Below are 24,598 nucleotides of genomic sequence, written 5' to 3' on the forward strand. Positions count from 1 at the left end.
GGAGCACCACGATGGCCAAGCCGGCACTGCGCAAGCCCAAGAAGAAGGTTTGCCTGTTCTGCCACGACAAGATCTCCTACGTCGACTACAAGGACACGGCGCTGCTTCGGAAGTTCATCTCCGACCGCGGCAAGATCCGTGCTCGCCGGGTGACGGGCAACTGCACCCAGCACCAGCGTGACGTGGCGACCGCTATCAAGAACGCTCGTGAGATGGCGCTCCTGCCGTACATGAGCACCGCGCGCTAAGGAGGTCCGGACAGATGAAGCTCATTCTCACCAGTGAGGTCTCCGGCCTCGGCGCCCCCGGCGACATCGTCGAGGTCAAGGGCGGCTACGGCCGTAACTTCCTGCTCCCCCGCGGCTACGCGATCCTGTGGACGCGCGGCGGCGAGAAGCAGATCGCCTCGATCAAGAAGGCTCGCGACGCCCGCGAGATCCGCGACCTGGGCACCGCCCAGGAGGTCGCCGCCCAGCTCAAGGCCCTGCGCGTGGTCCTGACCACGAAGGCCGGCGAGTCGGGCCGCCTGTTCGGCTCGATCACCACCGCCGACGTGGCCGCGGCCGTCAAGACCGCCGGTGGCCCCCAGCTCGACCGCCGCCGCATCGAGATCGCCCCGGCGATCAAGAGCCTCGGCTCGCACCGGGTCACCGTCAAGCTGCACCCGGAGGTCACCGCCGCCCTCGACGTCGAGGTCGTCGCGGCCTGACCGGTCACGCCTGACCAGGGCCTCTTCCCGTCTCCTCGGGAGGGGGCCGCGAAGGGGTCCCTCCCGTCTCCTCGGGAGGGACCCCTATCCGTATGCCGAGACGGGGGACATCGGTTAAGCGGAAAATTCGTACAATTTCGGGGCTGTTGCTTCGTTCATGGAGGTTTGTCGTGGTCCGTCCCTCGATTCTGCTCGCGCTCGGCGCCCTCGCGGTGGCCGTGACCGCCTGCGCCCCGGCATCGGACACGACCCAGGCGGCACCGTCCGGTACGGCGGGCACCCCGGCGGCGGACGCCTGCGCCAAGGACAACCTCGCCCTGAAGACCCCGGGCACCCTGACCATCGGTACCGACAAGCCCGCCTACGAGCCGTGGTTCAAGGACGACGACCCGGCCAACGGCAAGGGCTTCGAGAGCGCCGTGGCCCACGCCGTCGCCAAGCGGCTCGGCTTCGAGAGCGGCCAGGTGAAGTGGAAGACGGTGAAGTTCGACGCCGCCTTCGCGCCCGGCGCCAAGCAGTTCGACTTCGACGTCAACCAGGTCTCCGCGACCCCCGAACGGGCCAGGGTCGTCGACTTCAGCAAGGGCTACTACACCGTCAAGCAGGCCGTGGTCGCGATGGAGGGCTCCCCCGTCGCCTCCGCGACGGACCTCGCCGGCCTGCGGGACGCCAAGATCGGTGTTCAGGTCGGCACCACCTCGTTGCAGGCGGTCAAGGACGTCATCCGGCCCTCGAAGGATCCGAACGTCTACAACGAGCAGATCGACGCGGTGAACGCGCTGAAGAACAAGCAGGTCGACGCCGTGGTGGTGGACCTGCCCACCGCGTTCTACGTGACCGCCGCCCAGATCGAGAACTCCAAGATCGTCGGACAGTTCGGCTCCGCCTCCGGCACGCCCGAGGTCTTCGGCGCGGTCTTCGAGAAGGGCAGCCCGCTGGTGGGCTGCGTCAACAAGGCCATCGACGAGCTCACCGCCTCCGGTGAGCTGGCGAAGATCGAGAGCGAGTGGCTCGGGTCGGCCGCGGGCGCGCCGGAGCTGAAGTGACCGGAAGCGGCGACCGGAACCGCGCGACCCCGGCGGACGGCGGCGCGCGGACCCCGGGTGACGGCGTGGCGTCCCCGGCCGGTGGCGCCGCGGTCCCGGCCGGTGGCGGCGCTCACGCCCCGGCGGACGGCGCGGCGGCCGCGCCGGGCTGGGTGAAGAGCGCGCGGCAGGTGGAGCGTGAGCGCCTGCGCAGGCGGCGGACGGCCCGCTCGGGCTCGATCGCGACGGCCTCGACGGTGCTGGTGATCGTCCTGCTGCTGTGGGCCTTCACCGCCTCGCCCGGCTGGCCCAGGGTCCGGGAGACGTTCTTCGACCCCGGGCAGTTCGTCTCGGCGCTGCCGGACGTCCTGAGCGGGTTCCTGCTCAACATCAAGATCTTCCTGATCGCCGAGCCGCTGATCCTGGTGCTGGGGCTGCTGGTCGCGCTGGCCCGCAACCTCAGGGCGCCGGTCTTCTTCCCGCTGCGGGCCCTGGCGGTCGCCTACACCGACGTGTTCCGCGGCGTGCCCACGATCCTGATCATCTACCTCGTCGGGTTCGGGCTGCCCGCCCTCGGCCTGCAGGGCACCCCGACGGACCTGGCGACGCTGGGCGTCATCGCGCTGACCCTGTCCTACGGCGCCTACGTCGCCGAGGTGTTCCGGGCGGGCATCGACTCGGTGCACCCCAGCCAGGTGGCCGCCGCCCGCTCCCTGGGCCTGAGCCACGGCAAGGCGATGCGGTACGTGGTGGTGCCGCAGGCCGTACGGCGTGTGGTGCCGCCGCTGCTCAACGACTTCGTCTCGTTGCAGAAGGACACCGCGCTGGTGGCCACGATCGGCCCGCTGGAGGCGCTGCGCCAGGCGCAGATCCACGTCGCCAGCACGTTCAACTACACGCCCTACCTGGCCGCCGCGCTGCTGTTCATCGTGCTGACCATCCCCATGGCCCGCTTCACCGACTACCTCGCGGCCCGCTCGCAGCGGCGGCGGGGCCAGTGAGCGGACGGCGCGCGGCTCCCGGCCGCTCGATGGATCGTCCGCGGCCCGCCCGGCGGCCGGGGAAGGAGACCTCATGAGCCTGCTGACCATCGACGGCGTCTGGAAGAACTACCACGGCCACAGCGTGCTGCGCGGAATCGACCTGTCGGTCGAGGCGCACGAGGTGGTCTGCCTGATCGGCGCCTCCGGGTCGGGCAAGTCCACGCTGCTGCGCTGCGTGAACCTCCTGGAGACCGTGGACGACGGCACGATCCACCTGGACGGCCAGGAGATCACCGACGTCCGGGCCGACGCCGACGACGTGCGCAGGAGGATCGGCATCGTCTTCCAGGCGTTCAACCTCTTCCCGCACATGACCGTGCTGGACAACATCACCCTGGCCCCGCGCAAGGTGCACGGGACCGGCCGGGAGCGGGCCGAGGAGGAGGCCCGCGAGCTGCTGGGCAGGTTCGGGCTGGCGGACAAGGCCCTGGCCTACCCCGACCGGCTCTCCGGCGGCCAGCAGCAGCGCGTCGCCATCATCCGCGCCCTGGCCACCCGGCCCCGGCTGATGCTGCTGGACGAGGTGACCTCGGCGCTCGACCCGGAGCTGGTCACGGAGGTGCTCGGGATCATCCGGGAGCTCAAGGACACCGGGATGACCATGATCCTGACCACCCACGAGATGGGCTTCTGCCGGGAGATCGCCGACACCGTCTGCTTCCTCGACGGCGGTGTGCTCCTGGAGCGCGGCACCCCCGAGCAGGTCTTCACCGACCCCCGGCAGCCCCGCACCCGGGAGTTCCTGCGGAGCGTGCTCGACGCCCGGCGGCTCTGAACGCGGCTCTGAACGCGGCTCCGAACCCGGTACGGCTCGCCGGGCTCACCGGGCCCGGCGGCTCACGCGCCGGTCACCAGCCAGCGGGTGCCGTACGCCCGCGCCCCCAGGGTGACGAGGCGGGCCGCCATCCACACCCCCAGCGCCAGCCACAGCGCCACCAGGCCGCCGCCGGACGCCGCCACCAGCACGGCGGCCGGGAGGTAGGCGAGCGTCGTCAGCACCCCCGCCCAGGCGAGGTAGCGCTGGTCGCCGGCGCCGATCAGCACCCCGTCCAGCACGAACACCACCCCGGCGATCGGCTGCAGGGCCGCCACCACCCACAGCACGGCGAGCAGTTCCCGGGTCGCCTCCGGCGACGCGTCGAACAGCGCGGGTGTGAACGGCCGCAGCACGACCACGACGAGCAGGAGGACGACCCCGGAGCCGACCCCCCACACCACCATCCGCCAGGTGGCCGCGCGGGTCCCGGCCACGTCCCCGGCGCCCAGCGTGCGGCCGGTGATGGCCTGCCCGGCGATGGCGATCGCGTCCAGGGCGAACGCCAGCAGCGTCCAGATCCTGGAGGCGACCGTGTGGGCGTCGATCTGCGCCTCTCCCATCCGGGTGGCCAGCGCGGTGGCCACGGCCAGCACCGCCTGCAGGCACACCGTACGGACGACCAGGGCGACCCCGGCGGAGCCCGCCGACCTGATGCCCGCCAGGTCGGGGCGGAACGGCGCCCGGTGCCGCCCGAACAGCATGGCGAGGTACACCGCGGCGGCGAGCGACTGCGCCAGCACCGTGCCCCAGGCCGACCCGGCGATCCCCCAGCCCAGGACCAGGACGAAGAGGGCGTTGAGCACCGCGTTGAGCGCGAAGGACCCCACCGACACCAGCAGCGGGGTGACGGTGTCCTGCATGCCGCGCAGCACGCCGGTCCCGGCCAGCACCAGCAGCATGGACGGGACGCCCAGCAGGCTGATCCGCAGGTAGGTCAGGGCCAGACGGGCCAGCTCGCCCTCGGCGCCGAGCAGGTGGACGAGCCAGGGGGCCAGCGGCCACACCACCGCGATGATCAGCAGCCCGGTCCCGGCGGCGAGCCACAGGCCGTCCACCCCCTGCCGGAGCGCCCGCCGGGTGTCGCCCGCCCCGATCTGCCGGGCCACCGACGCCGTCGTGCCGTACGCCAGGAACACGCACAGGCCCACGACGGCGCTCAGCACCGTGCTCGCCACCCCCAGCGCGCCCAGCGCCGGTCCCGGCAGGCGGCCGACGATGACGGTGTCGGTCAGCAGGAACAGCGGCTCGGCGACGAGCGCGCCGAACGCCGGTACGGCCAGCCGGAGGATCTGCCGGTCGTGTTCGCGGCTCGCCGGGCGGGTAAGAGGCATCCAATCATTGTGCCTCTTACCCAGGAGTGGTTTCCCGGCGCGCCGGGCGCCGGGTGAGCAGCGTCACGGCGTGTCGCGCCGACTTTCTTTCCTCCACAGGCGGTGGATGAAGTCTTCCCTGGCAGGAGCGGTGTTGTGGATTCAGGGCAAGAGTTATCCACAGCACTGTCCCCAGGCTGCCCACATGTCTGGGGGAGAAGTGCACACCTTATCCACACCTCTGTCGACAGGTCGCGTTGCGACGTGGCGCGGGAAGCGGCGAGACTGTCAGATCGGCCGGGTAACAATAGAGGTGTAGTAACTTTGTTCGAAAGAGGGGGTGCTTGGTGAGCATCGCGGAACCGCCGGTCTTCGAGCCCGGATTCGAACGCACCCCTCCCAACAACATCGAGGCCGAGCAGTCCGTCCTGGGCGGCATGCTGCTGTCCAAGGACGCCATCGCCGACGTGGTCGAGGTCGTGCGGGCCGACGACTTCTACCGTCCCGCCCATCAGATCATCTACGACATCATCACCGAGCTCTATGGCCGGGGCGACCCCGCCGACGCGGTCACCGTATTCGGCGAGCTGCAGAAACGCGGTGAGGTGGCCCGCGTCGGCGGCGGCGCCTACCTCCACACCCTCACCGCCGTCGTGCCGACCGCCGCGAACGCCGGCTACTACGCGCGGATCGTCCGCGAGCAGGCCATCCTCCGGCGGCTGATCGAGGCCGGCACCCGCATCGTCTCCTACGGCTACGGCGGACAGGACGAGGAGGTCGACGAGATCGTCGACCGTGCCCAGGCCGAGATCTACAAGGTCACCGAGCGGCGCACCTCCGAGGACTACGTCCCGCTGGCCGAGATCATGCCGGGCGCCCTCGACGAGCTGGAGGCCATCGGCGGCCGGAACGGCCAGATGGTCGGCGTGCCCACCGGCTTCCAGGACCTCGACGCCCTCACCAACGGCCTGCACCCCGGCCAGATGATCGTGGTCGCGGCCCGACCGGCGATCGGCAAGGCGCTCGCCCTCGACACGCCGCTGCCCACTCCGGACGGCTGGACGACCATGGGTGAGGTCAGGCCGGGTGACCACCTGCTCGGCGCAGACGGCAAGCCGACCAGGGTCGTCGCGGCGACGGACGCGATGCACGGGAGGCCGTGTTACGAGGTGGAGTTCAGCGACGGCACGGTGATCGTGGCCGACGCGCAGCACCAGTGGCGGACGACCACGCGCGCGAGCCGTCGGCAGAAGTCCGAGGCCAAGAACAGCCATTACTGGCCCGCCGAGTCGATCCGACGGGTCAGGGACGCATACGAGGCGGCGGCGAAGGAACCGGAGAGGCTCATCACCCACCGGGAGGCGTGTTCTCTCGTCGGTGAGGAGTTCCGTCATGTTCTTCACACGGTTCAGAAGAGGATCGGCGCGGCGGGCAGATCCCCTGTCCTCGCCGCCGGACCGGTTCGTCAGTACACGTGCAACGCTCCCTCGTACCGTTGTGGAGAGCTGTTCGAAGGGCTGTACGCACGGGTGTCCCAGCCGATCAGCGCCTCCCTCGCCGCGGAGCACAGGAGCGTCGTGACCACCGAGGAGATCGCCCGCACGCTGCGCTGTGCCTCCAGCGATGGGCGGCCCAACCACGCGGTGACCGTCGCGGCCCCGTTCGACCTCCCTGAGCGGGATCTTCCGCTCTCGCCCTACGCGCTCGGGGTGTGGCTGGGCGACGGTCACAGCGACGCCGCCCGATTCACCACGGTCGATCAGGAGATCATCTCCAACCTGGAGGCCGAAGGGCTGCGCGTCACCCGTGCGGGCTCCGACGTGACCTACTCGATGAGGCTGCCCGATCCGGAGCCGGTGGCGGAGCGATCCTGTGTGGTCTGCGGTGCTTCGTTCGTTCCGCAGACGTCCCAGGTGCGCACCTGCGGTCGCTCGTGCGGCGGGAAAGCCCGCCTGAGCTCCGAGCCGGTTCCGGCGCCCACCTGTCCGGACTGCGGCGGTCCTTCCAGCGGCATGAGGCAGTGTCAGACGTGCCGGAACCACCACGGCACGGTTCAGGCCGTTCTGCGGAGCCTCGGTGTCCTCGGTGACAAGCACATTCCGGAGATCTACCTCCGGGCCTCGGAGGGGCAGCGACGTGCGCTGCTGGCGGGGTTGCTGGACACCGACGGCTATGTCAGCCGCAACGGGCAGATCCAGTTCTCCGTCACGAACCGGAGGCTGGCCGAGGGTGCGCACGAGCTGATACTCAGCCTCGGCTACCGGGCGACCATGCGGACGAGACCGGTCAGAGGGAGGACCACGGACTCCTCCACCTGTTACATGATCAACTTCACGGCCTCGGAAAAGGTCTTCCGCCTGTCCCGCAAGGCCGTACGGCAGGTGACCGCGGCACACCCGTCGACGTCGGTCAGATACATCGTCGACGTGCGGCCGGTGCCCTCGGTGCCGGTGAGGTGTGTGCAGGTCGACAACGCCGACCACATGTACCTCGCGGGCAGGTCGTGCGTTCCCACACACAACAGCACTCTCGGCTTGGACTTCGCCAGATCTGCCGCCATCAAGCACCACATGACGACCGTCGTCTTTTCTCTGGAAATGTCCAGAAACGAGATTACGATGCGTCTGCTGTCCGCCGAGGCCCGGGTGGCGCTGCACAACATGCGGTCCGGCACGATGACCGACGACGACTGGGCCAAGCTGGCCCGGCGGATGGGCGAGGTGGCCGAGGCGCCGCTGTTCATCGACGACTCGCCCAACATGTCGATGATGGAGATCCGGGCCAAGTGCCGCCGCCTCAAGCAGCGCAACGACCTGCGCTTCGTCATCATCGACTACCTCCAGCTGATGTCCTCGCCGAAGAAGACCGAGAGCCGCCAGAACGAGGTCTCGGAGATCTCCCGGGCGATCAAGCTCCTGGCCAAGGAGCTGGAGGTGCCGGTCATCGCCATCTCCCAGCTCAACCGAGGTCCGGAGCAGAGAACCGACAAGCGGCCGATGGTGAGCGACCTGCGCGAGTCGGGAAGCATCGAGCAGGACGCGGACATGGTCATCCTGCTGCACCGGGAGGACGCCTACGAGCGCGAGTCGCCCCGGGCGGGCGAGGCCGACCTGATCGTGGCCAAGCACCGTAACGGCCCCACCGCGACGGTCACCGTGGCGTTCCAGGGCCACTACAGCCGCTTCGTCGACATGGCCCCGCACTGACCCGACCACGACGTCGCTCCGGCCCCGCGGTGGCCGGCCGTGCGTCAGCGGGCCGCGGCGTCCGCGGCGGGTGACCAGTGCGCCGGGTGGGCGAGCACCGGCGGCAACTTCGTGGTGGCGTCGCCCCGGGCCGCGTCGAGCTGCGACTGGATGAGGAAGATGCTCCCGGTGAGGTCGGCGCCGCGCAGGTCGGCGCCCCGCAGGTCGGCCCCGATGAGGTCGGCCCCGCGCAGGTCGGCCCCGCGCAGGTCCGCGCCGATGAGGTAGGCGCCCCTGAGGCTGGCCCCGCGCAGGTCGGCGCCCCGCAGCCTGGCGCCGATGAGGTCCGCTCCGCGGAGATCCTTGCCGCGGCCCTTCCCCGAGCCCTTCCCCTGACCCCTGCCCTGGCCCTTGCCCCGGGCCTTTCCGGCTCCCCGGTCCTGCGCCGGGACCTCGGCGCGGGCGAGCTCGCTCGCGCGCAGCAGCAGGGCGTTGACGTCCCGCCGGTGCGCCTCCAGGTCCAGCTCCAGCAGTTCCTCCGGGGCGCTCCGGGTGAGGCGCTCGGTCTCATCGAGCGCGCGGCCGAGCTCGGCGTGGATCGGCCGGGCCGGGCGCAGGGCGAGCGCCTCGGTGAGGTACCACAGCAGCTCGTGGAGCTGCCGCATGACCGGGAACACCTCGAACATCCGGCCAGCGGTCTCCGGGAACCGCCGCCAGTCGCGCCCGCCGAAGGTGACCTGGGAGATCTTCTGGCCCGCCCCGAAGCAGTCGAAGACGGTGCAGCCCGCGAAGCCCCGCTTCCTGAGGTCGCGGTGGATGCCGCAGCGGAAGTCGTCCCGCAGGTTGGGGCAGGCCTTCCCGGCGGGTTTGTCGATGGCGAAGTCCGAGGAAGCGGCGAAGGCCGGGGCGACGCAGCACAGCGCGAAACACCGCTCGCAGTCGGCGCGCAGGTCCCGGCGGCCGGGACGGCCCCCGCCCGCGGGCGCCGAAGCATCGGGGCCATCCGGGGTGTCCGGGGTGCCGGGGCGGGGTTCGGTGTGGTCGCGTCGCTCGGACAATGTGCGTGATCTCCTGCCGGGCCGGGTGGGGCCTCACCACCGAGTGGGTCGATGAAGGTTACCTCCGGAAGCCGTACGCCTGTTCATCCGCATCCCGGCCCGCCGGTTCCGGAAACGGGGGCCGGGAGCGGGAGGCGGTGTCAGTCGAGCGACACCAGGTCGGCGTAGCCGGGCGACCAGAGGTCCTCGACGCCGTCGGGCAGCAGCAGGACCCGGTCGGGTTCGAGCGCCTCCACCGCGCCCTCGTCATGGGTGACGAGCACGATGGCCCCCCGGTAGCCGCGGATCGCGCCGAGGATCTCCTGCCGCGAGGCGGGGTCGAGGTTGTTGGTGGGCTCGTCGAGCAACAGCACGTTGGCGCTGGAACAGACCAGCGTGGCCAGGGCGAGCCGGGTCTTCTCGCCGCCGGACAGCACCCCCGCCGACTTGCCGGCGTCGTCACCGGAGAACAGGAACGAGCCGAGGATCCGCCGGGCCTCGCCGTCGGTGAGATGCGGCGCGGCGGCCGCCAGGTTCTCCCGGACCGAACGCGCGAGGTCCAGCGTGTCGTGCTCCTGGGCGTAGTAGCCCAGGCGGAGCCCGTGCCCGTGGACGACCGCGCCGGTGTCGGGCCGCTCACGGCCCGCCAGGATCCGCAGCAGGGTCGTCTTGCCCGCGCCGTTCAGGCCCAGGACGACCACCCGGCTGCCGCGGTCCACGGCCAGGTCGACGCCGGTGAAGACCTCCAGCGAGCCGTAGGACTTGGACAGGCCGGTCGCGGTGAGCGGCGTCCTGCCGCAGGGAGCCGGTTCGGGCAGCCGGATCCGGGCGACCTTGGCGGCGCGCCGTTCGGGTTCGAGTTCGGCGAGCATGCGGTGGGCGCGGCGGGCCATGTTCTTCGCCGCGCTCGCCGTGCCGACGCTGGCGCGCATCCTGTCCGCCTGGGCGAGGAGGGAGCCGGCCTTGCGCTCGGCGTTCACCCGCTCGCGCCTGCGCCGCCGCTCGTCGGTCTCGCGCTGGGCGAGGTACGCGCGCCAGCCGACGTTGTGGACGTCGATGACCGCGCGGTCGGCGTCCAGGTGGAGGACCCGGTTGACGGTCGCCTCCAGCAGGCCGGTGTCGTGGCTGATCATGACCAGCCCGCCCCGGTAGGAGACGAGGAAGTCGCGCAGCCACCCGATCGAGTCGGCGTCGAGGTGGTTGGTGGGCTCGTCGAGCAGCAGCGTGTCATGGCCGGCGAACAGGACGCGGGCCAGCTCGACCCGCCTGCGCTGCCCGCCGGACAGGGTGCCCAGCGGCTGGGCGAGCACCCGGCCGGGCAGTCCGAGGCCGGCCGCCGCCTGGGCGGCCTCGGCCTCGGCGGCGTACCCGCCGCGGGCGAGGAACTCCTCCTCGGCGCGGGCGTAGGCCCGCATCGCCCTCTCCCGGGCCGTCCGGTCGTCCGAGGCCATCGCGAGTTCGGCGGCGCGCAGCGAGCGGACGACCTCGTCGAGGCCGCGGGCGGACAGGACGCGGTCCTGCGCGGTGACACCGAGGTCCCCGGTCCGGGGGTCCTGGGGGAGGTGCCCGACGGAGCCCACGACGGTCACGGTGCCGGCGGCGGGCTGTTCCTCGCCGGCGAGGATCCTCGTCAGCGTGGTCTTGCCGGCGCCGTTCCGGCCGACCAGGCCGATCCTGTCACCGGGGGAGACGCGGAAGGAGGCGTCGGAGAGGAGGGTACGGGCGCCGACACGGATATGGACATCGCTTACGGTAAGCATGGAGATACACTCCGGATTCGCTCAAGGACACAGGAATGACGCGGAACCTGTGTCCGAGCTAGGAGATCCGGGGCAGAGCCATGCCCGGCATCTTAGGAGGGGGCCCGTCGCGGTGTCGAAGGGTTTTCCGCCACCGTGTGTCTTCTCCGACGCCGCTTCCTGACGCGGCACCTGTGGAACCTCCGCCATCCCGCCGGCAGGCCCCTTACCGCGTCACCCGGGCGGTCCGCGCGTCCTACGCCCCGCCGGCCGATGCCCCGTGGACCACCAGGGCCCAGGCGAGGCAGCCGAAGGCCGCCGTCGACGCCGCCGCGCGGATGACGTTCCAGCGCACCCACGCCGCCTCGAATTGCTCTCGCGCCGCCGCGAGGTCACCGGTCCCAGCCGCGGCGAGCCGGTCGTTGAGCGGCACGTTGACCGCGAAGGTCACGGCCAGGACGAGGCCGTACAGCACGAGGGCGGCCACGATCCAGGGCAGCGCCGGCCGGCCGTCCCCGCGCAGGTGGAGCGCCGCCGCCAGCAGGGTCAGCACCAGCGCGCCGCCGAAGGCGAGGGCGAACCAGCCGTTGAGGATGGCCACGTTGATCTGCCGCATCGCCTCCACGAAGGTACGGTCGCCGCCGCGGCCCAGACCGGGCATGACCGCGTAGGCGAAGGCGGCGAACAGGCCGGCCGTGAGGCCCATGGCGAGGGTGGACGCGACCAGGGCGGCGCTTCTGAACAACTCGAACATCGCTTTCTCCATCACATCTAGCGAGGGGACCGCCGGGTTACCCGGTAGGGGAATCGCTTCCTTGATATGGTTCCTGTGTTCGAAACGGGCAGGGCTTGTCCGTCGCCTACCTCAGCCGAGGGAAGCGAGAAGCCGCTCCCCTCGGGGAGCGGAGGAGTCACGAACAGGGGTCGGGTGTCCACACGGGGGGGCGGACCCTTCGGGAGTGGGCGCGGCCCCGCCCCGCACGGGCGGGCGCGGGCCGCTTTGTCGGCGCGGGTCTCCGGCGTCCGGACGGTCCGGCGCGGTCAGGCGTTCCAGACGCCGGTCGCGGCGGTCTCGTGGGCGTAGTCGGTGAAGTCACGGGGCTCCCTGCCCAGGACGCGCCGGACGCCGTCGGCGAGGTGGGCGTTGCGTCCGTCCAGGACCCTGGCGAACAGTCCGGCAAGCATGGCCGCCTCCCCGGCTGGCACGCCCTGTTCCACGAGTCCGGCAGTGTACTCCTGCGGAGAGACAGGCACGTACCGGACATCCCTGCCCGCCGCCTCGGCGATCTCCCGAGCCGCGTCGGTGAAGGTGAGCAGGCGGGGGCCGGTCAGTTCGTGGATCCGGCCCGCGTGGCCGTCCCGTGTCAGCGCCGCGACGGCGACGTCCGCGATGTCCTCGGCGTCGACGAACGGCTCCGCCACCGTCCCGGCCGGCAGGGTGATCACTCCGTCGAGCACCGGTCCCAGCAGGTGGTGCTCACTGAAGTTCTGGCAGAACCAGCTCGCCCGCAGGATCGTCCAGTCGGTGCCGCACGCCTCCACCTCCCGTTCGCAGGCGCGGGCCTCCTCCTCGCCCCGGCCCGACAGCAGCACCAGCCGCCGGACCCCGCTTCCCGCCGCCAGGCGGGCGAACGCGCCGATCGCCTCCACCGATCCGGGGGCGGCCAGGTCCGGCTGGTACGTCACGTACACCGCCTCCGCGCCCCGCAGCGCGGGGGCCCAGGTGGCCGGCTCCTCCCAGTCGAACGGGAGCGCGGTCGAGCGAGAGACGGCCCGCACCGGCAGGCCCTGGGCCGCGAGCCGCGCGGCCACCCTGCGGCCGGTCTTGCCCGTGCCGCCCACAATCACCGTTGTCTTCTGCATGTCTCCAGTCAAGTACCGCTCGATGAGACTTTCCATGGCGTAAAAGCTCATCCTCATATTCGAGCGTCTATCGTGGAGAGGGTGGGCGTACTCGTCACCCTGTGGACCATGCGCCCAACCCCGCCGACCATGCGCCACGAGCGGTGCCACCCATCACAGTGGGTGCCGCTCGCGCGCCACGAGCGGCACCCCTCCATCACAGCGGGTGCCGTTCACCCACCTCGAACGGCATCGCCCCCGTTCGCACCCGGATCAGAGCGCGAAGTCCACGGCGAACTCCCGGTACACCCGCTCCCTGGCCGCCTGGGCCTTGGGCGAGTACGCGGCGTAGAAGGACCTCCCGCACTCCAGGTCCTTCAGGGCATCCTTGATCTCCCCGTCCAGGTACGGCTTGGCCTCCTCCGGCTTCAGCACCGGCTTCATGGTCAGGACGCGGCCCTTGGGCACCTTCGGCAGCGGACCCTTGTGCTGCCTCTTGGCGACCTCCGTGGCCTGCTTCGTGTACCGCGACCGGCCGAGCTCGGCCAGGGCCGAGGGCTTGGTCCGGCCGACGCCCAGGCACGTGGCGAACCGCCCGCCGAGTCGCGCGAGCTCCTTGTCCTTGTCGAGCGCGGCCAGGGACCTGTCCGTCGCCGCGTCGAGCTTGGTGAGGTAGTCGTCGAACGAGGTGACGGTCTTGCCCAAGTGCTGCTCGACGGCCTTGGCGAAGCAGCCGTCGTCGGCGGCGCGCCACTTCTTCAGCTCGTTCGCCGACATCGCCATCAGGTTCTCGTTGTTCGGGTTCTCCCCCGACACGGGGTTGACCACCGGGTCGTGCGGATAGACGAGCCTGGACCAGACACCGTAGCCGTACTTGGCCCGGTACGCGCGCAGCGCCGCGTGGTCACCCGCGAGCCGCTCCCGCTCCCCGTCCTGCCACTCGCGCCTGATCACCGGTTCGGCCAGGTAGGTGAAGCCTCGCTCCTGCATGCAGGCGACGCGCGTCTCCTCCATGACGGCCTTCTTCTCGTACACGGCCTCCGCCCCCGGTGAGGTGAGACCGCCGAACGAACCGACGAGCAGGGTGGCCGCGACGGCCTTCGCTGCGACGAACATGGCAATGCTCCTTCATCTGTGTGGACATGCGAAACAGAACTCCCGGCCGAGAAGGCCGGATCGGGGAAGGTCTCAGCAGGGGATCTTCATGCGGGACGCCTTCGATGACACCTCGGGCAGCCCGGGGACGAGATCGACGGCGAGTACGGCGGTGCCGTTCACCTCGCCCTTCCTGGCCGTGAACTCGCTGGTGGGCAGCCTCACCTTTCGGTCCCTGGTGTTCACCGTGCGCTCGCCCAGGTAACGGTAGGTTCGCCGGTCGAAGATCATCTCGGACCGGGTGCCGTCGCCCTCGTCCATGGCGACGGCCAGGCCGGGGCGGCCCGCGACGTCAACGGCGTCGGGGACGAGCACGACGCCGTCCAGCCCGGCGGCCACCCGGTACAGCGCGGCGCCCAGGCTTGGGCGTACCACGGACTCGGCGACCAGCTCCCGGAGGGAGGACCAGATGCGCGACGGCTCCTCGCCCGTGTCAGCCACGATCTTCGCGCGCACCCGGACGGGGTCCGTCGGCCAGGCGCTCAGCCGGGCGTAGGCCGGCCGGCCGGGGCAGGCCGCCGGCTCGTACACGGTGTCCTCGGGGCCGCGGTCCCAGCGGTTCCGGGGTGCCGGTCCCGTGGCCGACAGGCCCCGCTCGCGGCTCAGCCAGGGCTTTCCCACATCGGCGGCCTCCCAGCGCTCCTCGCTGACCAGCACCTTGGTGTGCCGCGTCCCGCCCGACCCGTCCTCGGTGTACAGGCTGCGCTGGGTCAGTCTCCTGGTGTGGACGTACTGGCCGCGGGCCGGCACCGTGTCGGGCTGGCCGGACGCGGCCCGCGCGGCCAGGGTGAGCAGCGTCTTGGCGTCGGCCGGCGGCGCGGCGATCAGATACCCGGGGGTGTGCGGGCCGGAACCGCCCAGACCCACCTCGGTGACGAGGATGCCGGCGGTGAGCGTTACCGCCATCGCGCCGACCAGGGCGACGCGCCGGACCGGCAACGCGGTACGCCACCCGCGGCGCGGACGGTCGAAGCGGGACACCAGGGCGGTACGGGAACCCGCCAGGTCGCGCTCGGTCGCCTTGGGGACCTCGGCCCACAACCGGGCGAGCTCCTCCATCTCATCCATGGTCTGCCCCTTCCAGTGCCCGGCGGACCTTCTTGCGCGCTCGGTTGAGCCGGGATCGCACGGTCCCGACCGGGACGTTCAGCGCCTCGGCCACCTCCTCGTACGTCAGCTCCGCCCACGCCACCAACAGCAACACGTCCCTGTCCCCGGTGCGTAACCCGGCCAGTGCCGCCACCAACGGCCCGTTGACCGCCAGCGTGCCCACCTCGTCCTCCACCGGCCCGCCGGTGATCTCCACCGGATCCACGCCGCCGCGCACGTAGGCGCGATAGCGGGCCATCTCGCGCCGCCGCCGCTTGCCGATCACATTCGAGGCGATGCCGTACAGCCAGGGCCGGGCATCGGCCTGACCGAGCCGGTAGCGGTGCCGGTGTTCGAACGCCGTCAGGAACGTCTCCGACACCACGTCCTCGGCGGAGTCCTGACCGAGCCTGCGGGCCGCGTAACGGTGCAGGGCGGGCGCGTGCCGGTCGAACACCGTGGCGAATGCCTCCGGATTCCGCAGTGAGCGGTGGATCAGGTCGGCGTCGGCGGCCTCGGCTGTCGCCGGTTGGGCCATGGACTGGTCAGCTCCTTCACGCGGTGCCTAAGCCCGGAAAATGGGCGGATTCGCTGGTATTTACCGTTGCTCCGCCGAAGAGTTCACGCCGGGCCGATCTTTCTCCGCGGGCCGTTCGGGCTCATTCGGGCGAGGGCCCGTGGGCGAAGCGATCGATCCGGCGGCGCGTCGCGGGCTGATCCGGCGGCGGTTCCTCGCCGCGGGCCGGTCCGCCGCCCGGCGTCCGTCTCGTCCGGGCCCTGGATCCCACGACATCTCCATCCCCGGTTAAGCGTTCCGGATGAGACTCCAAAAGCCGAAAGAGCGATATTTCATATTTGAACGTCTAAGATGGGGCCATGGACGCACTCGCCGGTCTGCTGGACGGGCCGCGGGCCCACCGGGCCTTCCTGCTGCGCTCGCTCCTGGATCCCCCGTGGTCCCTGCGGATCCAGGACGAGGCGCCGCTCACCCTGGTCACCGTGACGCGGGGCCGGGCGTGGATGATCCCCGACGACGGCGAGGCCGTACGGCTGGACGCGGGGGACGTCGCGATAGCGCGCGGCCCCGACCCCTACACGGTCGCCGACGACCCGGCCACCCCCTGGCAGGTGGTGATCCACCCCGGCCAGCGCTGCACCACGCTGGGGGGCGAGCCGCTGGAGGAGGAGATGGGCCTCGGCGTGCGCACCTGGGGGAACAGCTCCGACGGATCGACGGTGCTGCTCACCGGCACCTACCAGATGCGCGGGGAGGTCAGCGGGCGGCTGCTCACGGCGCTGCCGCCGCTGCTGGTCCTCCCCGGGGAGGGCGGCGACCATTCCCTGACCGCGCTGCTCGACCAGGAGATCGTCAGGGACGACCCGGGCCAGGAGGCCGTCCTCGACCGGCTGCTCGACCTCCTGCTCATCACCGTGCTGCGGAAGTGGTTCTCCCGGCCCGAGGCGGAGGCCCCGACCTGGTACCGGGCGCACGCCGACCCGGTGGTGGGCCGCGCGCTGCGGATGATCCACAACGACCCGGCCCACCCCTGGACCGTGGCCGGGCTGGCCGCCGGGGCAGGCGTGTCCCGGGCGTCGCTGGCGCGCCGCTTCACCGAGCTGGTCGGCGAGCCGCCCATGGCGTTCCTCACCGGCTGGCGGCTGGCCCTGGCCGCCGACCTGCTGCGCGAGACCGACGCCACCGTCGGCGCGGTGGCCCGGCAGGTCGGCTACGGCGGCCCGTTCGCCCTCAGCGCCGCCTTCAAGCGCGCGTTCGGCGTCAGCCCGCAGCGGTACCGCGAGGCGGGGGTGCCCGGAACCGGAGCCGGAGCGGCCGGGGCCGCGGTCAGCCGGCCGGGCGCGTGACGACCGGGCGCGTGTGGGTGGTGAGACGGCCGTCCGCGAGGACGTGGATGGAGATCTGCGGCGGGAAGCCGTAGTCGATCGGCTCGGCGGCGGGAGACTCCTGCGGCAGCAGCAGGGTCGAGACGACGCCGGGGGCGACGAGCACGGGCAGTCCGGCGAAGGTGGTGCTCGCCGCGGTGTGGGCGTGGCCGGTGAGCACCGCCGTCACCCGCGGATGCCGCCGCAGGACCTCCGCCAGCCGCTCCGGCGCGCGCAGACGGATCTCGTCGACGTACGGGATGCCCAGCGACACGGGCGGATGGTGCATGCCCACCAGCGCGGGCGTACCGGGGTCCTCGGCGAGGACGGCGTCCAGCCAGGCGAGCGTCTCGTCCGAAAGGAAGCCCTCCGGCCGGCCCGGGACGCTGGAGTCGCACAGCGCCACGGTCAGGCCGTCGAGCCGCAGGACCTGGTCGACCGGGCCGTCGCCGTCGCCGTCCTGGCCGAGGAGGACCTTGCGGAACGCCGCCCGGGTGTCGTGGTTGCCCGGGCACATGACCGTGGGGTGGCGGGAGGCGAGCAGTTCGCGCGCGGTCTCGTACTCCTCGACCGTGCCGTGGTCGGCGACGTCCCCGGTCACGATCACGGCGTCCAGCGGGCCGGGCAGGCCGTCCAGGTGCCGCATGACGGCCCGGGTCCTCTCAACGCTGTCGGGGGAACCGCCGATGTGGGTGTCGCTCACGTGCGCCAGTGTCAGCATGCCGCCAAGCGTCGCACAGACGACCGCCGGTCCCGGGCGTCCCGGGAGGGTCAGGGCCGGTCGCCGCGGGGGTCGAGGGGGCGCTCGAAGAAGGTCTCCAGCACCACCACGGTCCGGGTGCCGGTGACTCCGCGCACATCGTGCAGGTGTTTCAGCACGGCTTGCAGGTCCTCGGTGCTGGAGGTGCGCACCTTCACGAGCAGCGAGGCGGACCCGGCGACGACGTGGGCCTCCTCGATCCAGGGGAGCGCGGCCAGTGCCTCCGCCGTCTCCGCGCCGCCCATCCACGCGTTGGCGTCGATCATCACGAACGCGGCCACGCCCTTGCCCACCGCCGCCGGGTCGACCTCCACCGAGGTCCGTCTGATCACCCCGCGTCGGCGGAGTTTGCGCACACGCTCGTGGGTGGCGCCGCTGGACAGTCCGACGGCCTCGCCGAGCGCCGCGTACGACTGGGTGGCGTCGGCCTGGAGCAGGGCGAGGAGTTCACGGTCGATATCGTCCACGATGACATCGTAGCGCCGAACCAAAATCCGTATTTCGCCACTTGACCGAATGATGTCTTGTGAGATTAGGTTCACGCAGGATTAGATTCGGAAGGTGCGGTATGGAAGTGATCGAGGCATGTTTTGAGGTCCTGGACGACCGGTTCCGGGCATGCCGGGGCGACGACCGCATCGAGCGGCTCGCCACGGGCTGCCGCTGGGCCGAGGGTCCGGTCTACTTCCCCGCGGGCCGGTTCCTGCTCTGGAGCGACATCCCCAATGACCGGATGCTCCGCTGGGACGAGACGACCGGTGCGGTCGGCACGTTCCGGCAGCCCGCCGGACACGCCAACGGCCATACCGTCGACCGCGAGGGCCGGCTGGTCTCCTGCGAGCAGGGGAACCGCCGGGTCACCAGAACCGAGCACGACGGCTCCATCACGGTCATCGCCGACCGGTGGCGGGGGCGGAGGCTGAACAGCCCCAACGACGTGGTGGTGCGGTCGGACGGCTCGATCTGGTTCACCGATCCGTCCTACGGCATCGACAGCGACTACGAGGGGCACCGGGCGGAGAGCGAGATCGGAGCCTGCCACGTCTATCGCGTGGACCCGGTCACCGGGGAGGTCGCGATCGTGGCCGACGACTTCGTCCGCCCCAACGGCCTGGCCTTCTCCCCCGACGAGTCGACGCTCTACGTCGTCGACACCCGAGCCGGTCACCTTCGGGCGTTCGAGGTGGGCGAGGACGGCGCGCTCACGGGCGGCGCGGTGCTCGCCACCTGCTCCTCCGGGATCTTCGACGGTCTTCGCGTGGACACCGACGGGCGGATCTGGGCCGCGGCCGGGGACGGTGTGCACTGCTTCGACCCGGACGGCACGCTGATCGGAAAGATCCGTTTCCCCGAGGCGGTGTCCAACCTGTGCTTCGGCGGCGCCAAGCGCAACCTGCTGTTCGTCACCGCCACCACCTCGCTCTACTCGATCATGCTAACCGTCAACGGCGCCACCCGGCCTGCGGCACCCGGCCGCCGCGACCCGGTCGACGCCGTCCGGGTGCCGTGACCGGTGCGGCGGTGTGATCCGGGCGGTGCCGTGACCCGGTGCGGCGGGCGTCGGTCGCCGTGATCGGGTCGGTGCCGCCGGGATCCGCCCCGGGTCACTCCCACCGGAACAACCGCGCCGCCAGCGCGCCGGTGGCCAGCACGGTCACCGCCATCACCGCCAGGTGCAGCGGCTGCGGCGCGTGGCCCGCCCAGGTGTCACGGATCGCCTGGCCGAACGGCGCCAGCGGCAGGAAGTCGCCGATCCGGCGAATCAGGTCCGGCATCAGCTCGCGGGGGATCCACATGCCCGCCACGAACAGCAGCGGGAACATCAGCAGCGAGCCGATCCCGGACGCGACCTTCGAGCTGGGCGCGACGGCGGCGACCAGCAGGCCGAGACCGAGCACCGAGGCGGTGCCGAGCGCGAACACGCCGGTGAACGCCAGGAGGTTCCGGGGTACGGCCACGCCGAGGAACAGGTGACCCAGCACGATCAGCAGGACGGTGGCGACGACCGCCACCGCGAGGTTGTTCACCACCTGGGCGACCAGCAGCCGGACCGGACTGACCGGGGTGGTGGACATCCGGCGCAGCACGCCGTTCTCCCGGTAGGCGACCAGCGTGGCCGGCAGCGCCGTCAGCGCCATCGTCACCACCGACAGGATCACCATCATGCCGGGGAGCTGGGTGTCGATGACCCGCTGCCCGCCCAGCGCCGGGTCCGGCTCGCCGAAACCGGGAATGCTGCCCAGCCCCAGCAGGAGGGCCAGCGGGAGCAGGACGGCGAAGATCGGCCCGGCCGGGTCGCGGAGGAAGAGCCTGGCCTCAGTGATGATCATCTTGTTCATGCGGAGATCTTCTTTCCGGTCAGGGCGAGGAAGGCGTCGTCGAGGGTGGCCTGCTCGATCCGCAGGTCGGCCGGTATGACACCGGCCGCGGTCAGGGCGGAGACGACCGGCGGGAGGAGGTCGCCGGTGCCCGAGACCTCGACCCGGCCGTTCTCGTGCCGAACCCCGGTCACCTCCGGCAGGGCGCGCAGGATCGCGTCGTCGAACGGGTGGGAGGGCCGGAACCGTACGCGCTGCGGGCTGCCGATCCGCGACACCAGCCCCTCCGGGCTGTCGAGGGCCACCACCCGGCCGGAGTCGATCAGCGCGAGCCGGTCGCAGAGCCGTTCGGCCTCCTCCATGAAGTGGGTGACCAGCACGATCGTCACCCCGTCGGCGCGGACCTGCTCGATGAGCTCCCAGGTGTCGCGGCGGGCCTGCGGGTCCAGGCCGGTGGTCAGCTCGTCGAGGATCGCCACGCGGGGCCGGCCGACCAGCGCCAGGGCGATGGAAAGCCGCTGCTGCTGGCCGCCGGAGAGCCTGCCGTAGTAGGCGTCCCGCCTGGCGGAGAGCCCGACCCGCTCCAGCAGCGCGCCGGTGTCGGCGGGCGCCGGGTAGAAGGAGGCGTACAGGTCGAGCGCCTCCCACACCTTGATCTTCGCCGGCAGCGCGGAGCTCTGCAGCTGCACGCCGAGGTTCCTCCTGACCTCGGCGGGGCCCAGGCCGCCGAGCACCCGGACGGTGCCGGAGTCGGGGACGCGCAGGCCCGCCACGCACTCGACGGTGGTGGTCTTGCCCGCGCCGTTGGGACCGAGGACGCCGAAGATCTCGCCCTCCTCGACGGTGAACGAAACGCCGTCCACCACGTTCCTGCCGCGGTATTCCTTGCGGAGATCGCTGACTTCGATGACCTTCATGACGACGACGTTAGGAATCCGGCGGATCACGCGGAATCCACCTGGGCACCCGGCCGGGTGTACCTAGCCACACCCCGGGAGTGCGGCCGGCTTCATTGGGCGGCCGGCGCCGGTCGTCCACACTGTTGGACATGAGACGACACGCGGTGATCTTCGGCCGGGCGGCGGGACTGGGCGCGCTGGCCCTGCTCGACATCCCGCTGCTGGTGCTGACCCTGCTCACCGCCGTGACGACCACGCTGGGCCTGATCTTCTTCTGCTTCATACCGGTGAACAGGCTCGTCCGGCGCCGCACCATGCTCGCCCGGCGGCTGGCCGGCAGGTGGCTGGGCGCCGAGACGGCGCCGCCCTACCTGCCGCCCCCGCCGCCGCCCAGGCCCCAGCCCGACGGCTGGTACCGCTACGAGCGCCAGCTCTACAAGACGCCGTGGTGGCCCGCGTGGAACGACCGCTGGAAGTGGATGTTCGCCGACCCGGCCACCTGGCGGGACCTGGCCTGGCTCTGGCTGAACCCGCTCGCCGGCGGGAGCCTGCTGCTCCTGCCCCTCGCCGCGGTCTGGTACGGCCTGACCCTGCCGTGGACCTGGGCCCCGCAGGCCGCGCCGCTGGGACTCGCCGTCGCCGCGGCCGGGGTGGCCGCGGTGCCGTGGCTGCTGCGCCTCTACGGCTGGTGGACCCACCTGTGCCTCGCGCCCACCGTCAGGTCGATCCTGGCCGGCCGCCTCCAGCGGCTCGACCAGGTTCGGCAGGAGGCGGTCGACTCCCAGGCGGCCGAGCTGCGACGGATCGAGCGTGACCTGCACGACGGCGCCCAGGCCCGGCTGGTGGCCATGGGCATGACGCTCGGCGCGGTCGAGGAGCTGGTGGACAGAGACCCCGCCGCGGCCAAGGCGCTGCTGGCCAAGGCACGCGACGCGTCGTCGGTGGCGCTGACCGAGCTGCGCGACCTGGTCAGGGGCATCCACCCGCCGGTGCTGGCCGAGCGCGGCCTGGGCGACGCGGTACGGGCGCTGGCACTGGACAGCCCGCTGAAGGTCTCGGTCACCGTCGATCTGAAGATCCGGCCGGAGTCCCCCGTCGAGTCGGCGGTCTACTTCTCGGTCAGTGAGCTGCTCACCAACGCGGCCCGGCACGGCGGCGCGGACCGCGTGTGGATCGACATCGGCATCCGGGGCGGGGCGCTGCGGGTGACCGTCACCGACGACGGCTCGGGCGGCGCGGACCCGTCACGGGGCAGCGGCCTGCGTGGCGTCGAGCGGCGGCTGGCGGCCTTCGACGGGGTGCTCGCGCTGAACAGCCCGCCCGGTGGGCCGACCACGGCCACGATCGACCTGCCGCTCGCGCGGGTGCCCGGCGCCGAGCGGGAGAAGCCGCCGCTGACGAAGCGACAGGGCGTCGTCGTCGCCCTCGGCTGGGGTCTGGGCTGGCTGCCGCTGTTCCCGCAGGGACTGGTCCCGATGTTCCTGAAGATCTTCGGCACCGGGGAGAAGAGCTGGTTCCTCGCCCTGCACCTGCCCTCGCCGTGGCAGTGGCCGCTGATCGTCCTCAACATCACCATGGGCCTCGCCCTGTACGGTATGGCCATGGCGATCCCCGTCGCACACTCGCGCCGGCACCTGATGTCCCGGGCCGGCGCACTCCTGGAGACGGACCGGTGAGCCCGCGCGTCGTCATCGCCGAGGACCTCCACCTGCTGAGGGAGGGCCTGGTCCACCTGCTCCAGGCCCACGGGTTCGAGGTCGTCGCGGCGGTCGAGACCGGGCCCGAGCTGCTGCGGGCGCTGGTCGGCGAGCGCCCCGACGTCGCCGTGGTGGACGTGCGACTGCCGCCCACGTTCACCGACGAGGGCCTCCAGGCCGCGTTGGCCGCCCGCAGGGAGGTCCCCGGCCTGCCGGTGCTCGTACTGTCCCAGCACGTCGAGCAGCTGTACGCGCGTGAGCTGCTCGCCGACGGCTCCGGCGGGATCGGCTACCTCCTCAAGGACCGGGTGTTCAACTCCGGGCAGTTCGTCGACGCGGTCCGCCGGGTCGCCGACGGGGGCACCGCGATGGACCCCGAGGTGATCGCCAAGCTGCTGGCCAGCAACGCCCGGCACGAGCCGCTGGGCGCGCTGACCCCGCGGGAGCGGGAGGTGCTGTCCCTGATGGCCGAGGGGCGTTCCAACGCCGCCATCTCCCAGCGCCTGTACCTCAGCGAGAGCGCCGTCGGCAAGCACACGGCGAGCATCTTCGGCAAGCTCGGCCTCGGCCCGTCGGACGACGACAACCGCAGGGTCCTCGCCGTCCTGGCCTACCTCGACGCGGCCCGGGAGAGCTGAGACCTTCACGAGGCCCCGGCCGCGACGTCGCGCGGAGGGCCGGGCCGAACCGCGCCATCGCCGGGGAAGCATGGGGCCGCGCGGTCACCCCGACACCCGGCCCCGTGCGGGAACGGCCCGGCTTTCGGGAAACGCCGGAGCATATGGGCTTTGCGGGGGTTCTGTCGGTCACACCGGCTACCTTCTGATGGGTACGGCCCGCGATTCCGCTGTGCCGTTCAGGACGAAGGGGTGATCAGGTGAAGTTCCGGGTTAACCGTGATGTCCTGGCAGACGCCGTGGCCTGGTCGGCCCGGGCGTTGCCGAGCCGCCCGGCCGTCCCGGTGCTCTCCGGCCTTCTCCTGGAGGCCGGAGACGACATCGTGCTCTCGGCCTTCGACTACGACGTCTCCGCCCGGGTCTCGGCCGAGGCCGACGTGGCCGAGCCCGGCCGGGCGCTCGTCCCCGGCAGGGTCCTCGCGGAGATCACCCGCAGCCTGCCCGCCCAGCCGGTGGAGATCGTCACCAGCGGGGCCGAGGCGGTGCTGACCTGCGGGAGCATCGAGTTCGGCCTGCCCACCATGCCGGTGGAGGACTTCCCCGCCCTGCCCGCGACGCCGGCGAGGCTCGGTGCGATCGGCGGCGGCGTCTTCGCGACCGCGGTCGGGCAGGTCGCCCCCGCCACCAGCCGCGACGAGGCGCTGCCCATGCTGACCGGCGTCCGGATCGACATCGCCGGCGAGACCGTGACCATGGCGGCCACCGACCGCTACCGCATCGCGGCCCGGGAGTTCGACTGGCGGCCGGAGCGGCCCGATGCCACCGCCGCCGCCGTGGTGCCCGCACGGGCGCTCGTCGAGGTGGCCAAGTCGCTGCGCGGGGGCGAGGTGTCGATCGGGCTGGGCGACGGCGTCGCCGGGTTCGAGAGCGTCGACCGCAGCACCACGGTCCGCCTGCTCGATGAGCAGTTCATCGACTACCGCTCCCGGCTGACCGAGGACTGGCCGATCCGGGCCGACGTGCGGGTGGCCCCGTTCATCGAGGCGATCAGGCGGGTCGGGCTGGTCGCCGAGCGCAACACCGCGATCCGGCTGTCGTTCGACCACGGCCAGGTGTTCATCCAGGCGGGTGGTGGCGAGATCGGCCGCGGCGCCGAGTCCATGGACGTCGAGCTGTCCGGCGACGCCATCCAGATCGCCTTCCAGGCGCATTTCCTGCTCGACGGCCTGAGCGGGGTCGAGACCGAGTTCGCCCGGATTCACATGCAGTCCTCCAGCCGTCCGGCGCTCATCACCGAGGTCCCCGGCGACGCCGACCCCGCCTTCCGCTACCTCACGATGTCCCTGCGCGCGGTGTGACGCCGCCCCGGTCGTCCCGGAAGACGCGGGAACGCCGGTCCTGAGACGCGAGAACGCCCCGCCTCCCCAGCGACCCCGGAGGGAAGGAGACGGGGCGTTCCCATGTGCCGGTCGGGC

Annotated in this window: 23 protein-coding genes; 11 read left to right on the plus strand and 12 right to left on the minus strand. The window is 71.8% G+C overall.

The annotated features are described in order from the left end of the window. The first annotated feature begins 11 nt into the window (after positions 1-11). From rpsR to HDA43_RS16440, 5 genes are all read left to right on the plus strand, one after another. On the plus strand, positions 12-248 hold the full coding sequence (gene rpsR, locus HDA43_RS16420; RefSeq protein ID WP_012895699.1) for a 30S ribosomal protein S18: 237 nt from the start codon (positions 12-14) through the stop codon (positions 246-248). 14 nt (positions 249-262) lie between these two features. Beyond that, positions 263-709, plus strand: coding sequence for a 50S ribosomal protein L9 (gene rplI / locus HDA43_RS16425; RefSeq protein WP_179821690.1), 447 nt, complete (start codon positions 263-265; stop codon positions 707-709). Between the two features lie 170 nt (positions 710-879). Next, positions 880-1,755, plus strand: coding sequence for an ABC transporter substrate-binding protein (locus HDA43_RS16430; RefSeq protein ID WP_179821692.1), 876 nt, complete (start codon positions 880-882; stop codon positions 1,753-1,755). Next, entirely contained in the window at positions 1,752-2,735 is a 984-nt protein-coding gene (locus HDA43_RS16435) for an amino acid ABC transporter permease (protein WP_312873314.1), read from the plus strand. The genes HDA43_RS16430 and HDA43_RS16435 overlap by 4 nt, the downstream gene beginning before the upstream one ends. Before the next feature lie 73 nt (positions 2,736-2,808). Further along, the gene (locus HDA43_RS16440) at positions 2,809-3,552 is read left to right on the plus strand and encodes an ATP-binding cassette domain-containing protein (RefSeq protein ID WP_218911746.1); all 744 of its coding nucleotides are present in this window, start codon (positions 2,809-2,811) and stop codon (positions 3,550-3,552) included. 62 nt (positions 3,553-3,614) lie between these two features. Here the strand turns inward: HDA43_RS16440 and HDA43_RS16445 are convergent, their stop codons facing one another. Further along, on the minus strand, positions 3,615-4,925 hold the full coding sequence (locus tag HDA43_RS16445) for an MATE family efflux transporter (protein WP_179821694.1): 1,311 nt from the start codon (positions 4,923-4,925) through the stop codon (positions 3,615-3,617). Between the two features lie 326 nt (positions 4,926-5,251). On the opposite strand from HDA43_RS16445, the gene dnaB reads away from it, so the two are divergent. Beyond that, on the plus strand, positions 5,252-8,110 hold the full coding sequence (gene dnaB / locus HDA43_RS16450) for a replicative DNA helicase (protein ID WP_179821696.1): 2,859 nt from the start codon (positions 5,252-5,254) through the stop codon (positions 8,108-8,110). A 44-nt stretch (positions 8,111-8,154) separates the two neighbouring features. Here the strand turns inward: dnaB and HDA43_RS16455 are convergent, their stop codons facing one another. The 7 genes from HDA43_RS16455 to HDA43_RS16485 form a co-directional block, all read right to left on the minus strand. Beyond that, positions 8,155-9,039 carry a pentapeptide repeat-containing protein gene (locus tag HDA43_RS16455; RefSeq protein WP_246424400.1) on the minus strand — a complete coding sequence of 295 codons (885 nt, stop codon included), beginning with the start codon at positions 9,037-9,039 and terminating at the stop codon, positions 8,155-8,157. A gap of 248 nt (positions 9,040-9,287) precedes the next feature. Beyond that, on the minus strand, positions 9,288-10,886 hold the full coding sequence (locus HDA43_RS16460; RefSeq protein ID WP_179821701.1) for an ABC-F family ATP-binding cassette domain-containing protein: 1,599 nt from the start codon (positions 10,884-10,886) through the stop codon (positions 9,288-9,290). Between the two features lie 235 nt (positions 10,887-11,121). Then, a complete protein-coding gene (locus HDA43_RS16465) occupies positions 11,122-11,619 on the minus strand; it encodes an anthrone oxygenase family protein (protein ID WP_179821703.1) in 498 nt (165 codons plus the stop codon). A gap of 287 nt (positions 11,620-11,906) precedes the next feature. After that, entirely contained in the window at positions 11,907-12,728 is an 822-nt protein-coding gene (locus HDA43_RS16470) for an NAD(P)H-binding protein (protein ID WP_179821705.1), read from the minus strand. A gap of 252 nt (positions 12,729-12,980) precedes the next feature. Next, on the minus strand, positions 12,981-13,823 hold the full coding sequence (locus HDA43_RS16475) for a hypothetical protein (protein WP_179821707.1): 843 nt from the start codon (positions 13,821-13,823) through the stop codon (positions 12,981-12,983). A 72-nt stretch (positions 13,824-13,895) separates the two neighbouring features. After that, positions 13,896-14,930, minus strand: coding sequence for a CU044_5270 family protein (locus tag HDA43_RS16480; RefSeq protein WP_179821709.1), 1,035 nt, complete (start codon positions 14,928-14,930; stop codon positions 13,896-13,898). Then, a complete protein-coding gene (locus tag HDA43_RS16485; protein WP_179821712.1) occupies positions 14,923-15,489 on the minus strand; it encodes an RNA polymerase sigma factor in 567 nt (188 codons plus the stop codon). Before HDA43_RS16485 ends, HDA43_RS16480 begins: the two co-directional genes overlap by 8 nt. A 338-nt stretch (positions 15,490-15,827) precedes the next feature. Between HDA43_RS16485 and HDA43_RS16490 the strand changes: the two genes are divergently transcribed. Continuing rightward, entirely contained in the window at positions 15,828-16,814 is a 987-nt protein-coding gene (locus tag HDA43_RS16490; protein ID WP_179821714.1) for an AraC family transcriptional regulator, read from the plus strand. Here HDA43_RS16490 and HDA43_RS16495 read toward each other — a convergent pair. Together HDA43_RS16495 and HDA43_RS16500 are read right to left on the minus strand one after the other, a co-directional pair. Next, entirely contained in the window at positions 16,795-17,553 is a 759-nt protein-coding gene (locus HDA43_RS16495; protein ID WP_179821716.1) for a phosphodiesterase, read from the minus strand. The genes HDA43_RS16490 and HDA43_RS16495 overlap by 20 nt on opposite strands. Positions 17,554-17,603: 50 nt before the next feature. After that, the gene (locus HDA43_RS16500) at positions 17,604-18,059 is read right to left on the minus strand and encodes an Lrp/AsnC family transcriptional regulator (protein WP_312873316.1); all 456 of its coding nucleotides are present in this window, start codon (positions 18,057-18,059) and stop codon (positions 17,604-17,606) included. A 101-nt stretch (positions 18,060-18,160) separates the two neighbouring features. Here HDA43_RS16500 and HDA43_RS16505 point away from each other — a divergent pair, with 101 nt between their 5' ends. Continuing rightward, the gene (locus HDA43_RS16505; protein ID WP_179821718.1) at positions 18,161-19,102 is read left to right on the plus strand and encodes an SMP-30/gluconolactonase/LRE family protein; all 942 of its coding nucleotides are present in this window, start codon (positions 18,161-18,163) and stop codon (positions 19,100-19,102) included. 94 nt (positions 19,103-19,196) lie between these two features. On the opposite strand, the gene HDA43_RS16510 is transcribed toward HDA43_RS16505, so the two are convergent. Together HDA43_RS16510 and HDA43_RS16515 are read right to left on the minus strand one after the other, a co-directional pair. Continuing rightward, positions 19,197-19,931 carry an ABC transporter permease gene (locus HDA43_RS16510; RefSeq protein WP_179821720.1) on the minus strand — a complete coding sequence of 245 codons (735 nt, stop codon included), beginning with the start codon at positions 19,929-19,931 and terminating at the stop codon, positions 19,197-19,199. Further along, entirely contained in the window at positions 19,928-20,827 is a 900-nt protein-coding gene (locus HDA43_RS16515; RefSeq protein WP_179821723.1) for an ABC transporter ATP-binding protein, read from the minus strand. Before HDA43_RS16515 ends, HDA43_RS16510 begins: the two co-directional genes overlap by 4 nt. Before the next feature lie 131 nt (positions 20,828-20,958). On the opposite strand from HDA43_RS16515, the gene HDA43_RS16520 reads away from it, so the two are divergent. From HDA43_RS16520 to dnaN, 3 genes are all read left to right on the plus strand, one after another. Then, the gene (locus tag HDA43_RS16520; protein ID WP_179821725.1) at positions 20,959-22,485 is read left to right on the plus strand and encodes a sensor histidine kinase; all 1,527 of its coding nucleotides are present in this window, start codon (positions 20,959-20,961) and stop codon (positions 22,483-22,485) included. Continuing rightward, a complete protein-coding gene (locus tag HDA43_RS16525) occupies positions 22,482-23,144 on the plus strand; it encodes a response regulator transcription factor (RefSeq protein WP_179821727.1) in 663 nt (220 codons plus the stop codon). Before HDA43_RS16520 ends, HDA43_RS16525 begins: the two co-directional genes overlap by 4 nt. A gap of 239 nt (positions 23,145-23,383) precedes the next feature. Next, positions 23,384-24,481 (plus strand): DNA polymerase III subunit beta, encoded by a 1,098-nt coding sequence (gene dnaN, locus HDA43_RS16530; protein ID WP_179821729.1) that lies wholly within the window; start codon positions 23,384-23,386, stop codon positions 24,479-24,481. The last annotated feature ends 117 nt before the right edge of the window (positions 24,482-24,598 follow it).

This window comes from Streptosporangium sandarakinum, from assembly GCF_013409935.1.
Taxonomy (GTDB): Bacteria; Actinomycetota; Actinomycetes; order Streptosporangiales; family Streptosporangiaceae; genus Streptosporangium; species Streptosporangium nondiastaticum.

Excerpts from the sequence above, each read along its gene's own strand:
- rpsR (WP_012895699.1), top strand. The coding sequence starts at position 12 with ATGGCCAAGCCGGCACTGCGCAAGCCCAAGAAGAAGGTTTGCCTGTTC.
- rplI (WP_179821690.1), top strand. The coding sequence starts at position 263 with ATGAAGCTCATTCTCACCAGTGAGGTCTCCGGCCTCGGCGCCCCCGGC.
- HDA43_RS16440 (WP_218911746.1), top strand. The coding sequence starts at position 2,809 with ATGAGCCTGCTGACCATCGACGGCGTCTGGAAGAACTACCACGGCCAC.
- HDA43_RS16445 (WP_179821694.1), bottom strand. The coding sequence starts at position 4,925 with ATGCCTCTTACCCGCCCGGCGAGCCGCGAACACGACCGGCAGATCCTC.
- HDA43_RS16460 (WP_179821701.1), bottom strand. The coding sequence starts at position 10,886 with ATGCTTACCGTAAGCGATGTCCATATCCGTGTCGGCGCCCGTACCCTC.
- HDA43_RS16465 (WP_179821703.1), bottom strand. The coding sequence starts at position 11,619 with ATGTTCGAGTTGTTCAGAAGCGCCGCCCTGGTCGCGTCCACCCTCGCC.
- HDA43_RS16470 (WP_179821705.1), bottom strand. The coding sequence starts at position 12,728 with ATGCAGAAGACAACGGTGATTGTGGGCGGCACGGGCAAGACCGGCCGC.
- HDA43_RS16475 (WP_179821707.1), bottom strand. The coding sequence starts at position 13,823 with ATGTTCGTCGCAGCGAAGGCCGTCGCGGCCACCCTGCTCGTCGGTTCG.
- HDA43_RS16480 (WP_179821709.1), bottom strand. The coding sequence starts at position 14,930 with ATGGATGAGATGGAGGAGCTCGCCCGGTTGTGGGCCGAGGTCCCCAAG.
- HDA43_RS16485 (WP_179821712.1), bottom strand. The coding sequence starts at position 15,489 with ATGGCCCAACCGGCGACAGCCGAGGCCGCCGACGCCGACCTGATCCAC.
- HDA43_RS16490 (WP_179821714.1), top strand. The coding sequence starts at position 15,828 with ATGGACGCACTCGCCGGTCTGCTGGACGGGCCGCGGGCCCACCGGGCC.
- HDA43_RS16495 (WP_179821716.1), bottom strand. The coding sequence starts at position 17,553 with ATGCTGACACTGGCGCACGTGAGCGACACCCACATCGGCGGTTCCCCC.
- HDA43_RS16505 (WP_179821718.1), top strand. The coding sequence starts at position 18,161 with ATGGAAGTGATCGAGGCATGTTTTGAGGTCCTGGACGACCGGTTCCGG.
- HDA43_RS16510 (WP_179821720.1), bottom strand. The coding sequence starts at position 19,931 with ATGAACAAGATGATCATCACTGAGGCCAGGCTCTTCCTCCGCGACCCG.
- HDA43_RS16515 (WP_179821723.1), bottom strand. The coding sequence starts at position 20,827 with ATGAAGGTCATCGAAGTCAGCGATCTCCGCAAGGAATACCGCGGCAGG.
- HDA43_RS16520 (WP_179821725.1), top strand. The coding sequence starts at position 20,959 with ATGAGACGACACGCGGTGATCTTCGGCCGGGCGGCGGGACTGGGCGCG.